Below are 15,378 nucleotides of genomic sequence, written 5' to 3'. Positions count from 1 at the left end.
GGCTATCGGTTGGTTAAGTTCCCAGGCAACACGTCTTGACCAAACATAGAACGGTACCGCTCTATGAAGCGAGTCTCATGTGCGCGACCGCTCGCCTTGTCGGGCTGCCAGGCACGGACCTCGCTACTGAAGAACTTGTCGGGATATAGCAAGTTTAGTTCACGAACCTGCTGCTCTGCCCGCAACGACAGCCCCTGGCCATTCAAGCCACGAGCACTCTCGCCAATTTTCCACGCAGCGCCCGTTTCGTCTCGGATTGCGTAAACGTGTGTGGGATTCGGGTTCTTGAGGCTGTTGCCATGCACTGATGGCGCCGGATCGATTCGTCCCGTGCGCATCCACCTCAATGGACCAGCACCTTCATTGGAAGGCATCAAGGCGTAGAGGCGGTCGCCTTGGAATTTGAGCGGCGTGAAATCCCCGGCTACTTCTGCTTCAATATTTCCGGCTACCGCATTGATGCTCGGCGCACGTAAGCCCAACCCTGCGTTGATGCGGCTACGAGCAGCATGGATGACGGCAGGCCCAGCGGCACTGCCAGCCGTGATGTACATCTCCACCCAGGCGGCTTCGGACGGTGAGAGTCCGAAGCCAGCTTGCAGTCCTTGATTCAGAAGGGTAGGCGAGGTCTCGCCAGTGGCAGTCAACTTCGCATTGGCGAAGATCTGATCGACGGACAGTGTCACGAGCGCTGGAGACAACGTGGCAACGCCTGCGGCAACACCGTAGCCACTGAGCACCGTACCAGCGAGGCCCAAGGAACGAGGGCCCAGGTTATAGTCGATGATCGTCTTGCCAATCCGTGCGCCGATCCTCCCCTCGATGCCTGACAGACCAGACCCCACGTACGGATCTTCAATACTGCCTAGAGTGTCGATCGGCCCACCTGCTCCCGAGGTAACGGCAATGGACTGCGCCGTCCGGGCTGCTGCCCGGGCCTTCTCTATATCTGCAAAGATGTTAGGGAACGGGCCCACATCACCATCGTCATCAAGCAGCGAGGAGCCGCCTCCAGCGTCGCTCGTCGCCCGGATTCCAGAGTCACCGGCTTTGTTCTCCGCCACAACCCACACTGCATCGCGCCGCATGTTGTTGCCCAAGATCCAGTTAACCTGCTCGTCGCTAAGCTGATCATTGCCGCGATCCGGCAAATTCACAGCATCCACAATCCCCTGCCCCAACGCATTGCCAAACGCATCCACGGCAATCTGTGCTGCTTCAATATGCCCGCCGCGGACCACAGAACTCGCCAGACCCCCACCCGCGGTGACGAGTGCGGTTTTCATCAAGTTCGCCGCGCTGTATGACATGTTGCCCGCAGTTCCGGAGCTGTAGTAGCGCTGTCCGTCTTGCTCAGCCGATCCCGGCATGCGGTTGCCCTCGTCGTCGAATCGAGGCGAGTTCTCGGTACCTTTGACGCCGAGGTTGCCAAACGCTTCGCCGACAACGACCCCGATGCCTGCTCCAACCGCGGCTGCGGCAACGCTTCTCCAATCGAAACGCTTCTGAAGGCCGGTCGCGACCCCTATGCCTTGCGTCAGTGCAGCGGTTATCAAAGCACGCGCGATGATGTTTCCTGGGCTCGAGCCTGCCAGCGACGAGCCCGCTAGCCCGCCGCCAATCGCACCGCCTATCGCGCCGACTGCAACGCCCTTCCAGCTGAAGCTCTCCTGCACTCCAAGGGCCATGCCGGCTAGCTGACCCGCAATCGACCCGGCGGCACCGGAAAGAGCGCCAGCGGCGATTGACGCAAACTGCCCGAGACCTCCCATATGCGGCGCCAGCGCCCCATATGAGAGGACCGATACAACAATCGCCACGATGATGACGATCAGTTGCTTCCACCAACTTGCTTTCTTTGGCTTGGGTGCCGGCAGATTCGGCGTAGTGTCGCCCACTACCTTGCTCGGGTCGTACGGCTGGAAGGTGCCGCTCGCGTTCGACGCGCCGCTGACAATGTTCGGCAGCGAGAGCGTCTGCCCCGCCCTCAAGTCGGCATCGCCCTCCAGCCCGTTGGCCTCGGCGATCCTGAACCACAGGCGCACGTCGCCATAGGCGGTCTGCGCAATGCTCCGGAGCGTGTCGCCGCTCTTGACGGTGTACGCGCCCGGTGCCGCGGTGGGAAACTCCGGATTGATCGGGCGGTAGCCAAACAGGAACTCGTTGGTGTCCACCATGTTGGGGTCACCCTGCTTCGTCTTGGGCTGCAGCTCGCTCGGGGCCATGCCGTAGCGGGCCAACACTTCGCCATTGACGATCAGCTGGCGCAACACATTCCCGCCCTGGTTCACCGCCAGCACCTGGCCGCCCAGGTCGTTAACGAACCTGCGGTCGTAGCTGTCCTTGGTGCTGTCGTCCACCTTGACCAGGAAGCCGTTGGCGTCGTAGCTGTTGGTAGTGGTGCCCGGCTGCATCTTGTTGCTGGTGCCGCGCACCACGCCTTCCTTGTAGCCGTCGAACTTGGCGAGGTCGTAGGTGTAGGTGTTGACGGCGCCGCTGGCGGCGTCGTTCATCACGTACCTCAACAGGTTGCCGGCTGCGTCGAACTCCTGGTAGTCGACCGTGTACTTGTCGGTGAGGTGGCCCGCATCGTCGTTTTTCTGAGCTCGCGTGTAGCGCAGTCGCCCTTGCGCGTCGTAGTGATTGATGCGGCTTTCGGTGCCGGTGCCGGGCAGCGGCTGGCCGTCATCCTCGCCGCTGGCCATCTGGAAATACGACTTGGGCAGGGCGTCCTTGGGGCCGGTGTGGATGAGGCGGCCGGCCGCGTCGTACAGGCGCAGGTCGGTCTGGATGCCGTCGCGCACGATGGATTTGAGGCGCCCCATGCCGTCGTACCCGTATTCCTCGGTGACCAGGCCCAGGCCGGCGTTGTGGTAGACGGTGTGTTCGTGGCCGTAGATAACCTCGCCAGAGGACTCGTCGTAGCCGAGGACGTCCTGCACTCCGTCCTCGGGCAGGATCTTGGTGCCCTGGAAGGTGTCCGATGTCCGATTGCCGTTCTTGTCGTATCCGACGATGTGGCCGCGCGCGCGCAGATCATTGCCCGCGGCATCATACGAATCGACCAGCACCTGGCGATTCAAGGCGTCGTAGGCGTAGTAGCGCTCGTCGTTGTGATCGGTTTCCCCGTTCATCAGGTGCGTGAAGACATGGGTGCGGTTGCCCACCGCGTCGTAGTCGAACAGCGCGTAGGCACGCGTGTCGCCTACCCAGCGCACCCGTCCCAAGGCGTCATAGGCGATGTGGTTGTCCTGGTAGGTGACGCCGTCCTGGACGGTGTTCTCCAGGATCTTGTGGCCGGCCCGGTCGTACGCGTACCTGGTGGTCTTGCTCGAATAGGCGCCGCCGGCCGGCTGGCTGTCCACGATGCGCGTCACCTGGCCCGCGGCGTCGTAGCTGTAAGTGATGCTTTGGCCGCCCCCGGTCTGGCTGACCAGCTGCTGTGCGGCATCGTAACCATACTCATACACCGTCCCGCCGATCGTGCCGTGGCTCTTCAAGCGGCCGAAGTAGTCATAAGACCAGCTGCTCGCATTGCCCAGGCCGTCGACCTCAGCGATCTTGCGGCCCTGGTTGTCGTAGGCGGCCGACTGCTGCCGCTGGCCGCCGACGGTCACCGAGCTGACGTTGCCATGCAGGTCGTAGGTGTACTCGGTGACTTCGCCGTTGCCATTGGTCTGAGTGAGCTTGCGACCCGCCTGGTCGTACGTCGCCCTTTCCACGATGGCTCCGGTGCGCTCGAGGCGATATCCCAGTTTGCCGGATTCCGCGAACCAGCCTTCGCCGAAGCCGGAGCTGTAGATGACGAAGGCCGTGTCGCCGGCGCCCAGACGCGTGATCTCGGTCTGCTGGCCGAGCTTGTTGTAGGCGTAGGCGGTCTCGTGGCCCATCGCGTCACGCATCTGCGTGCGCTCGCCGAACACGTTGTAGTTGTAGCGAACCACCCCACCATCGGCGTGCAGTTCCTGTACGAGGTTCCCCGCGGCGTCGTATACCTCGCCGTTGAAGTGGTTCATCGCATCGAGCACGCCGACCTGATTGCCGAGGCGGTCGAAGAACACCCGCGTGACCGGCCCGCCGGCGTTGCCGTCTTCGTCCGGCTGATGCTGCTCGACCATGTGGTTGCTGGCGTCGTAGCGGTATGTCGTGACCCAGGACGATTGGCGTGGGTCGGTGATGCTCGTGACGTTGCCCCAGCGGTCGGCTGTCTGAAAGATCCTGGGCCGCTCGATACGGCTGGCACCATCCTGGCCTCGCGTTTGCGTGAGCACGGTACGCTGCGGGCCGCCGCTGATGGCCGCCGTGTCGGGCTGGGTGCTGCCTGTCGCGCTGTACTGGCCCGGCACACCGGGGACGGTGTAGCCGGGCTTGTATTCCGGGCTCTGGTCCACCAGGGTGGGCGTGGGACTTCCGTCTTCGACCCAAACTTGCACCTCGGTGTAGGTCGTCTGCGCCGTGTCGTAGTCGTAGGTGCGCACCTGGCCGTCGGACCCCATCTCGTAGCCCAGGCCATAGATGGGCGCGCCGCTTTCGTCGTAGCCGGTCACGACCGGGGCACCGTAGATCTTCGCGCCCGGCTCGCCACCGATGATGAAGTGCGACGGGTCTTCGGGAACCGTCAGGAAGTCGTCATCGACCTCCGTCGTGACGGTGTAGGGCACGGCCACAATGTTGCCGTGATCATCATAGGCATAGTGCTCGCCGAGGATGGGATTGCCCGTTTCGTCGTAGCCGACCACCACCGGCGAACCATAGACGATGGTTCCGCCGGTGATGAAGTGCGATGAATCTTCCGGCACGATGGTGCGAGTCACCTCTTCGGTGGCGGTTTCCGTCACCATGAACGGCACCGCTACGATCTTGCCGCTCGCGTCGTAGGCGTAGTGCTCGCCGAGAATGGCGTTGCCCGCTTCGTCGTAACCCACGACCACCGGCGCGCCGTAGACAATGGCGCTGCCGGTGATGAAGTGCGAAGGGTCCTCCGGCACCACGGTACGTGTGCTCGTCTCCGTGACGATTTCGGTGACGGTGTACGGCACTGCCACGATCTCCCCGCTCGCGTTGTATGCGTAGTGCTCGCCGAGGATGTGGTTGCCGGCTTCGTCATAGCCCACGACCACCGGCGCGCCATAGGTGACACGGCCGCCGATCACGTACATGGACGGCGGGTCGGGGTAGACGGTGCGGGGCACCGATTCCGTGGTCGTCCTGGTTTCGTATTGGGTTTCGTACTGCGTCTCGTAGTGATCGTCGTAGCCGACCAGGGTGCTCACGGTGCGCGTGCCCACCTGGACTTCGTGGGTGTAGGTCTCTTCGCGGTAGCGCGTCTCGTACACGTCCTCGTAGAGCGGGTTGCCGTTTTCGTCCGTGACCTGAAAGGGATTTCCGGCCTCGTCGTACGCGATGACCGGGGTGCGACCCACCAGTTCCTCGTAAGCCACCTGGCGCGTCTCGGTGCGCGTTTCGAACACGGGCTCAGTGGTTTCCGAGTAGATCGGCTCGTGGACCAGGAACTGCACCGGCACCTGCACGGCCACCTCCTCGGTGTGCGTCACGGTGTCGAACACGATGTACGGCACGGCGACGATCTCGCCAGCCGCGAAGGCGTAGTGCTCGCCGAGGATGGGCGCACCCGCTTCGTCGTAGCCCACGACCACCGGTGCGCCGTAGATCGGCTGGCTGCTGATGACAAAGTCGGCCGGGTCCGGCGGCTGCACCGTGTGCTGGACGGGGCGGGTGCTCACGTCCGTCACGGTGTAGGGCACACCGACGATCGCGCCACTCGGCCCGTAGGCGTAGTGTTCGCCCAGGATGGCGTTGCCCGGCTCGTCGTAGCCCACGACCACCGGCGCGCCGTAAGTGACCTGGCTGCTGACGATGAAACCAACCGGGTCCGGCGGCTGCACCGCGTGCTCGATCTGGCGAGAGATGGTTTCCGTCTCGGTGTACGGCACCGCGACCACGGTTCCGTTCGGCAGGCGCTCATAGTGCGCGCCCAGGATGGGCTGGCCGGATGGATCCGTGCCAACCACCACCGGAAAACCGTAGTTGAGCGTGCTCGAGATGATGAAGTTCGACGGAGGGGGCGGCGTGACCTCGTCCGTGACCGTGTGCGTGCCGCGGTACGGCAGCCCAACCACCTGACCGCTCGCATTGCGGCCGTAGTAGTGCCCGAAGATCGGTTGCCCGTTTTCGTCGGTTCCAATCACAACCGGTGGACCGTAGGTGAGCGTGCCCTGGGCGTAGCCGATGACGAAGTGCTCGGGATCCTCCGGATGCACGGTGACCGTTTCGGTATGCGAATCAAGGCGCAGCTCGTAGTGGCCCGTTCCCGCCTGCAGCGTGAGCTCGCCGATCGATTGGGCCGCGAGCGACGCTTCGCCCGGCACGGTGAGAGTGATCCAGTATTGGTAGTGTCCGGCGGGCATGCCCTCGAGCGAAGCACTTTGCAGCACGGCGCCAGATTCGTCGGCCCCGCCGCTCACCGGCAACGTAGACCAGCTGCCGGTGGCTCCGTAGGGACGATAGCGAACCTCGGCGTTCATCCTTGGTAGGCCGCTCCACGCGACGGCGTAGTGGCCCCCGCCCGACTCTTCCGACAGCGCGACGATGCCGACGCCTTCGATGTGCGGAATCCCCACGGGCGGGACCGGCTTCGGCGGGATCGCCGCGACCAGCGTCATCTGACCCGTCGCGTGCGCGTAAGGGAACGGGTCACCCGCCATGCACCACAAGAGCTCGTATTCGTAGTCGCCGCTCGGGTAGGGCGTGAGGTCGATGCCGCTGAACCCCGGGCCGGCAGTAGTAACAGACTTCGACGTCCAGTCCGTGCCGCCGGCCGTACGGCTGCGGAAGATCTGCGTGACGCCGTTGCCGGGGTCCTGCCAGGACAGCGTTCCTGCCGGCAAACCGGCTCGGCCGGCCGTGAGCGGCAAGCCGATCACGGCGAGCGATGCGTGTGCAATGTTCAAGGCGCCTGTGGCGGTCGTTCGCTCCTCTTCGCCGACATTGGCCACACGCACCTGGTACTCGTAGTCGCCGATCGCCAGGTCCGTCGTGTCGTAGCGAAAGGCATCGCCGAAGTTCACCAAGGACACATCGGCCCAGGCGCCGCCCAGCGGCCGGACCTGCAGGCGCACGGTCGCCGACTGATCGGGCGGTGCGGCGATTTCCACTGCGTTGGCTCCCGCCTGGCCAAGTACCTGCTGGTAGGCGCCCTGGACGTCCTTTTTCCAGACCTTGACACTGACCACGCGCAGGATGCCGCCAAAGTCGCCTATCGTCGGGTCGGACCACGACACGTCGGCACCGGAGGCGCCTTGCTCAGATGACAGCAGCACGGTGCGGGTCGCAATCGGCCCGTCCTGCGTGACGGCCGTGGCTTCGCTCTCGTCGCCGACCATCGTCACCGCACCGATCTGCACGTACTGGATCTCGACGCGGATGTCCCCGCTTCCCAGATCAGCGAGCGAATTCCACACCAGCTTAACGGAGTTGACCCCGTCCCAGGATCGGGCGCTTTCCGTTTCGGCCGGCAAGGCGGAGGACAAGACTGCGTTTTGCAGGAACGTGCGATGAATCGTCACCCCGCCCTGCACTTCCGCGCGCTCGGGCAGGATCTGTTCGATCACGTGCCCCGCAAGGTCGAACTTCTGGTCAGTGCGACGAATGCCGGCGCCGCCCATCTGCACGGCCTCCTCCGCGCTCTGGATCATGTCGATGCGCACGCCGCCCTGGCTGCGCAGGTCGGCGGTGGCATTGCCTTGCAGGTCGTACAGCGTGATGCGGCCGATGCCGTCGCCGGTGTTGGTGTTCCAGAGGCGCCCGGCGTTGTCGTACCTGAAGTACTCGACCTCCTCGCCGTTCACCGCTCGGGAGGTCACTTCGCCGAACGCGTTGTAGTTGGTGGCCGTACTCACCCACTGCGGCGCCGCACTCATGGTGTCCGGGTCGACCACATGGGTCTGCTGGCCGAGCGCGTCGTACTCAAAGATCCGGAACAGCGTGCGCGTGATGTCGTCGCTGCCGGTGACGCCCTGCCACTGCTTGGCCAGGTGGCCGAACGCGTCGAACGACGCGTAGTGTTCGTTACCGCCGGCGTCCCTGCTGACGATCGCTCGGCCCGCCTTGTCGTAGGCGGTGAGCGTGATCCGGTCCTCGGTATCGACGTTCGCGACATAGCTTGTCGCCGTCGCGGTCGCCGCGCCCTTGGCACGCTGCATCGAAACGATCACATTGCCGTAGGCGTCGCGCAGGAACTCGGTCAGCGGAGTCACCGTCGAGCCGCCCGTGGCGCCGCCGCGGGTGGGCTCGGCCACCGCCAGCACGCGGCCGAGCGCGTCGTAGTAGCTGCGAGTGACGGCGCCGGCGGCGTCCGTCGTCGCCGTGAGATTGCCGACCGCGTCGTACTCGTAGAACGTCGACAGGTTGCCACGCGTGCTCGTCGCGGAGCCCGGGTCGGCGTACACGACGTTGACGCGCGTTTCGCATTTTTTTCGTCCCAGTTTGTCATATTGGGCCGTCACCGTGCGGTCGTTCGGGTCCGTTCCCGCTAGAGGCGGCGAAGCGGGACGCTGGCTGCCGGTCCAGCCGGTCAGCGCGTTCGCATACTCGGTGCGAACCAGCAGGTTGCCGTAGTCGTCGAAATCCTGGCTGGTGACGAAGCCGGCGGCGTCGATCACCGTGCGCAGGCGTCCGGCCGCATCGTAGTAGCGGTTCTCGTACTGCCACGTGCCTGCCGCCGAGTTTTTCAGCTGGTTGACCTGGATGAGGTCGCCGAAGGCGTCGTAGGTGTTGTGGGTGGTGCGGCCCACGGTGAAGTACTGGTGCAGCGCATCGGCGGCACTGGAGTCGTAGTTGTAGACACCCGATTCGGTCACGTGGATGGCGCGGCCGACATGGTCGAATGTCGACTCCAGGAAACGGTCGCTCGCATGGCTGCCGGGAGCATTCACCACCGCAGCGATCTGGTCCGCCGAGAGTTCACCCGCGCGACCACCCATAGTGGTGGGCATTGCGTAACGGGTGAACCGCTCCACGTCGCCAAACACGTTGCGTTGGTAGCCCGTCACGTACCCCGCCGCGTCCACCTCCCAGATCAGGCGCCCGAGCTTGTCGTAAGTCTTGTGGCTGTTGTTGCCGGCGACATCCTGATTGGCCACCGCCTCGCCGAAAGCGTTGTAAGCGGTAACGGTGACGAGGTTGCGCCGGGTCTCGGTGCGCGTCGCCACGCTCCTGGCGCCGTTGGCGGCCGAGTCGGCCGTCCTGCTGTAGACGCCGACTTCAGGATGCACCACTCGCACTTGCCGGCCGGCGCCGTCGTACTGGTACTCGGTGGTGCGCTCTTCGGGCCGGCCCAGTGCCTCGGTGCGGAAGCGCAGGTTTCCGACTGCGTCGTAGGCCAGCCGGGTCACGACAGCAGCGGCGCCGGTAGATCCTTGGGAAATATGCTCGATCCCGTCCGCTCCGACCGTGATGTTGCTGACGGTCAGCTGCACTTCGGGCGACGTTTCCTTAACAACACGGCCCGCAGCGTCGTACTCATAGGTCCAGACGGCGCCCTTCTTGTTCCTGAAGCTGATGCGGTTGCCGACGCCGTCGTACTCGTAGTGCTCAGTGCCGGCGAGAGCGTCGGTGCTGTCGGTCATGCGTCCCGCCGCGTCGTATTCAAAGCTGCTGGAGCGATCGACGCCGCCACCGTAGGAGAACTCGGCCGTCCCGTCGATCCGACCCCAGGTGTCGTAGTCGGTGTGCTTGCGGTGGCCAAGAACGTCCGTCGAATCGGTGAGGCGGCCAGCGCGGTCGTAGCTGTAGTGCCCAATGCGGTCGGCCGAGCCCGTCGGCACTGTGGCCTTCAACTGGTCGAGCGTGGATGCATCGGTGAGTGAACCGACGTCGGCCAGCGCAGCGTGGCGCTGGACCAGGGTGACGTTGCCGAGCGCGTCGTAGCCCGTGGTGGTGACCTGCGCTTCCGCATCGATGGTGAGCACACGCCGACCCGCATTGTCATAGCCCATGCGCTGCGTGCGATCGTTCGCGGTTTGGGCGATGTGGTCGAGGTCTTCGATCCTGTAGTGATGAGCCGCCGACGGCGCGGCGACGCGCATAGCAAACGTGGTTTCACGGACCACGTTGCGGCTGTTGTCGTTCGCGTGCTCGGTCACGGTTCCCAGGGCGTCCACCGAGAAACGCAGACGCCCGGCCGCGTCATATGCATAGCAACTCACCCTGTCGGTACTGCTGCTGGCGACACCGTCAGGATTGCCCGCGGTGGTGTTGGCATGCGCTATTCGCTGCACGACCAGGCCGCTGCCGTCGTAGACCAGTTCTGTGACCGAATCGGCACCGTCGGTGGTGTGGGTCATGCGGCCGGCGCCGTCGTACGCCATGCGGGTGCGCTGGTCGCTTGCGCTTCTCAGGCCCGGCTCAAGTGCCGATAGCGCCTCCAAGGTCATGGCCGTTCCGGCGGGCAGCGGCGTGGTATAGGTAACGCGTTCGCTCAGGTTACCTGACTTGTCGTAGCGCAGCGCCGTGAGCGCGTTGTTGCCGTCGACGCTGTAGATGGCGCGATTCAGGCCGTCATAGACCGTGCGCTGCAGCCGATCGCTCGGATCCTCGGGCGGGTTCGGCTCCGTACCCGCCGTCCAGCCGATCACCCTCCTGGCATAGGCGCGCCGCTCGATGACGTTGCCCGCCTCGTCGTACTTGAATCTGACGACTTCACCCAGACTGTTGACCGTCGCCGTCGTGCGGCCGTGGCGATCCAGCACCCGGCTGACGGTCAACTCGACCGCCGCGTTTGCGCCGAGTTGGGCGCTCACCTCATCACTTGTCGGCCTGGGGCCGAGAGTCGAGGTGTCGACCGCGGCGCTGTAGGTCGTGGTGACGTCCAGCTGGCCTTCGACGTTGTAGCCATTCCTCGTCACGGCACCAGTGGGGCCCACGGTGAGTACAACCCGGTTCTCGGCGTCGTAGGTGTAGCGCGTCACGCCACCGTCCGGCCCGGTCACCGCGGTGACGTTGCCATTGGCGTCGTAGTCGTAGCGTCGCGTAAGCGCCAGTCCCCCTGGATCGACCGTCTCGCTCGTGCGACGTCCGAGCTTGTCGTACACGTACTGAGTGACCCGGTTGCCCGGATCGGTGACCTTGAGGGTGCGGCCCTGTGCGTCGTACTCGAATCGGGTGGCCAGCGCGAGTCCATCCGGGTCGACGATCTGGGCCGAGACCCGGCCGGCCAGGTCGTACTCGTACCTGGTCTTGCGGTTCTCGTTGTCGGTGACCAGGATCTGCTGGCCCTTGCCGTCGTACTCGAAGGTCGTGGTGAGGTCGAGCTTTTTTGGGTCGGTGTGCCTGACGTGAACACGGTTGGCGCCGTCGTATCCGAAGGTGACGACGCGCCCTCCCGCGTCGGTGGTCTGAACCAAGCGGCCGCCCCGGTCATAGTCGTTCTTGAACTCGCCTTCGGGAGTGCTGGTCGACTTGAGGTTGCCGTTGGCGTCGTAGACGTAGCTGGTGGTGTTGCCACGGCCGTCCTTGACGCTTGCCGTGCGGCCCAAGGCATCGAAGGTGGTGGTGACAGTGATCTCGCCGGAGGTCACCTTGAGCGTGCGGTGCACGCGGTCGTAGGAGTGGATGGTTTCGGAGCCCCGGGCGTCCGTTTCCTTGACGACGCGATCGAAGGCGTCGTATTCGACGTAGCGATTGGTCTCGAGGCCGTCTTGCAAGGCAAGGGCGCGCCCGATACGGTCGTACCACCGCCTGCGCTCGTTGTGATTCGCGTCCTCGATTCGGATGACGCGGCCGAACGCGTCGTAGTCCATCTCGGTGACGACTGCGATGCCGCCGAGATCCGCGGTGACGCGCGTCTGGAGCCCCCGTCGATCGCGGTCAATGTGGGTCTTGACTCGCGTCCCATCGCCGAGATCTTCAGACCGGTCCGTTTCTTCGCCGAAAGCGTTGTAGTCGATCTGCGTGATGTGCAGCAGCGCATCTGTGACGGTGTGCAGATGCCCTAGCACGTCGTAGCCGTAGCTGGTCGTGCTGTCCTTGTCGCTGGACACGAGCGCGTCTTTCAGCGCCGTCGCGTCGAGGCCGCCCGCCCATCCCGTCAGGGCGGGCTTGCCCACACGGTTGGCAAACTTCACGGTCGCCGACAGCTGCCCGAACGCGTCGTAACTGTTCTGCGTGACTTCGCCTTCGGCATTGACGGTGTAGGTGACGCGGCCGTCTGCGTCGTAGAAAAAGAGCGTCTTGAGGTTGTTGGCGTCGGTGGTGCTGGTGCGGCGGCCGGCGGCGTCGTAGGTATGGTGCAGGGCGTACTGGGCCCACGTCGACTCGACGTCGGCGCCAGCCTGGATCTTCTTCGCGCCCTCGGCAGAGAGTTCCGCGGTGACGCGCCCGAGCAAGTCGTACCGGGCCAGGAGCGAGCGCGTCTCGGGCCGGCCAACCGCATGTACCGTGGAGCTGAGATTGCCCGCGATGTCGTAGCTGTAGGTGGTTTGCGTGCCTTCAGGGTTGATTTCGAGGATGACGCGGTGCAGGGCGTCGTACCCCCAGATCGTGCTGCGGTCTTCGGGGTTCGCCAGCGAAGGCCGGAGGTCCTCGATTCGGGCGGAAGGGCTGATGATCCCTGCGGCCTTGTCGGCATAGCGGATCCGCTGTGTGAGCTGGCCGTAGGGGTCGTATCGCGATTCGGTGAGGTAGCCTTCGGCATCCACTTCTCCGACGACCTGGCCGCGCCCGTTGACGATATGAGTCGTCAGCGCGTCGTAGGCAGGGGCCGTGCTCGGCCCGTTGGGGAGCACCTTCTCAGGGCGCAATTGCGAGAGCGTTCCGCCAGCTCGCGTGGCAGGCTCAGTGGCCGTGATGTAGCGGTAGCGCTGGACCATGCGGCCCGCGTTGTCGTACGTGAATTCGGTGAGGTAGCCGTCCTCATCCAGGGTGGCCAGCAGCAGTCCATCCGCGTCGTAGAAATTGCGCGTCACGCGGTCCGGCGTGGGGCTGCCCGCAGCGTATCGGTTGATAGCGATGATGCGCGAGGCGCCGTCGTACACGGTTTCGGTGACGGCGCCGTTGGGTTCGGCAACACGCCACAGCCGGCCGGCCGAGTCGTAGGTTCGAGAAACCTGACGCCCGCCGCCGTTCGGCCTGATGGAATCCAGCGCGGGCGCTTTCGGCTGGCCCGTGGCGTCGATGAACTTGATCAGATCGACCGGCGCGGCGTAGACGATGGTCGCCGCGAGGCGGTCACTGCGGTCGTAGCTGTATTCCGTCAGGGTGCCGTCACCGTCGACCTCCGCCACTTTGCGGCCGTCGGTGTCCCACAAGGTGAAGCGACGCACCCCGGTGGCGTCCTCCGTCATCAGCAGGCGGTTGTCCGCGTCGTACGAAAACCGCGTTGTCGCCAGGTTGGCGTTGGCGCCGCCGCCCTGCGCCACGCTTACAAGGCGGCCGGCCTTGTCATAAACGCTGGTGGTGGACACACCGGTGGCCTTGTTCAGGACGATCGTGGTCGCAGACGAGTCGGCGTAGGTCGTCTGGGTCTGCCGACTCTCGGCATCCGTGGTGAGCCAGACCCGCCCAAGGCCGTCGTACAGGTAGCTCGTGCCTACGTTGTTGGCATCGATCGTGTTCAGCAGCAGGCCGGCCTGGTCATAGGTGTACCGGGTGACGGCGGCGCCGTTGGCGTTGCCATTGCCCCCCGCATCGAGCGCGGCCCATTGCGTGAGCTTGATCAACTGGCCCCGCGCGTCGTAGTCCATGTCGGCGCGGGTCGCGAGTTGCGGATTCTGTGCCGAGGCCCAGGCCCGGACGCTGGCGAGACTGATGCCGTCTGCGGGCGCCAGCGACGTGACGCCGTGGGCGGCACCGTTGTACTGGATCGTGGTGGTCCGCTCGCCAAAGCCGTTGTACCGGTGCTCGGTCACGCGGCCTTCGGGACTGACGACAAAAAGCAGGCGCGTGGGGATCTTCTCGTCATAGACGTAGCGCGTGACCTGAGCGCCAGCCGCCCGCCCGCTGCCTGCGCCGTCGGGGTCGGAGACGGTGTAGACCGTCTCGGCCAACAACTGATTCTTTTCCGTGTAGCGCCGCTCAATCGTGTTGCCCAGGGAATCACGCTGCAACGTCTGATTGCCGCCCTTGTATTCCATGACGATCGAACGACCCTCGCCGTCGGTTACGCGCAGCAGATCCCCGTTGGAATTCCACTCCAAAGCCGTCGTCGGCGTGCCGCTGCCGGTGCCGGACCCGGTGACCTTGGTGAGCTGCCCCTTGGCGTCGTAGTCGTAGAGCGTGACATGGCCCAGCGCGTCGGTGACGCTGGTTCGGCCGTTGGCATAGGCATAGGTGGTGGCGTCGCCGAGTGCGTCAGTGATCTTCCACACCCGATATTCGCTGCCCACCAGCGTGTACTGGATGTCGAGGCTGGTTTGGTCGTTCTGGGCGATGCGCGAAATGCGCTTGCTGGCACCGTCGTAGCTGTAGGTGGTGACGTACTTGTCGGCACCCCTGGTGTTGTCGTTGGGGCTCAGATCGACGCTAACGGTCTGCAGGCGACCGCTTGCGTCGTAGTCGTAGTACGTGCGCGTGATCGTAGAGGTCTTGTTCGGATCGGCCGGGTCGACGTGTTCGGTGGCAACCCAGTCGAGCTGGTTCTTGTCGTTGTAGTGATAGTTTGTGCGTTCGCCCGAGCTCTTCTGTGCGCTGCCCGATCGCACCCAGTTCAGGAACCCGGTCTTCCCGTCATAGTTGAACTGCCAGTAGTTGCCGTTAAGGTCGCGCCGCTCCAGCACGCGCCCCTTGCCGCCCTGTTGGTATGTCTCGGTGATCTGGGTGTCGCCGTCAGTCCAGACGAGTTGACCGCCGATCGATTCGACCGTGTCGTAGGCGCCGGAGCCTGCCGTGGAGACATACTTGCCTTTGCCGTCGATGGTGGTGTAAGCGTACGTGGCCTGTGCGCCATCCATCGCCGTGCGGATCACGGTGCTGCCGGCCGTGTTGACGGTGCCGACCAGCTGCATCTGGCAAAGGTAGACGCCGTTGGTCCAGTTATCGCCGTTGTCGTCGGTGAGCAAGCCCTGGCTGTTATAGGTGCGCAGCGCGACGGCATCCATGCCGTGAGCGACCAGGCGATCGTCCTGATCCTGCAGGACCAGGTTGCCGTTGGCCACGTTGACGTAGACCTGCTCCCCGTTGCGCCCCTGCAGCGCCTGCCCGAACACCCCCCGCTGCCCCACGGTGGCCATGGAGGTCAGGCTCAAGCCCAGACTGTTGCCACTGACGACTGCGACCATGCCGTTCTTCCTTTTTCTTCCTGTTGGGGTTCGTTCGCGGCTTGCACCCTTTCGCGGCCGCTCACTCAATACATCGGCACGATTC

1 protein-coding gene is annotated in these 15,378 nt (G+C 64.6%); it reads right to left on the bottom strand.

What is annotated here, in order from left to right:
- Positions 1-2 precede the first annotated feature (2 nt).
- Positions 3-15,293 (bottom strand): LysM peptidoglycan-binding domain-containing protein, encoded by a 15,291-nt coding sequence (locus UC35_RS16700; protein WP_082793331.1) that lies wholly within the window; start codon positions 15,291-15,293, stop codon positions 3-5.
- Positions 15,294-15,378: the final 85 nt, after the last annotated feature.

The organism is Ramlibacter tataouinensis, from assembly GCF_001580455.1.
In the GTDB taxonomy this organism is placed as follows: Bacteria; Pseudomonadota; Gammaproteobacteria; order Burkholderiales; family Burkholderiaceae_C; genus Ramlibacter; species Ramlibacter tataouinensis_B.
This window is presented reverse-complemented; position numbering and strand designations above follow the sequence as displayed.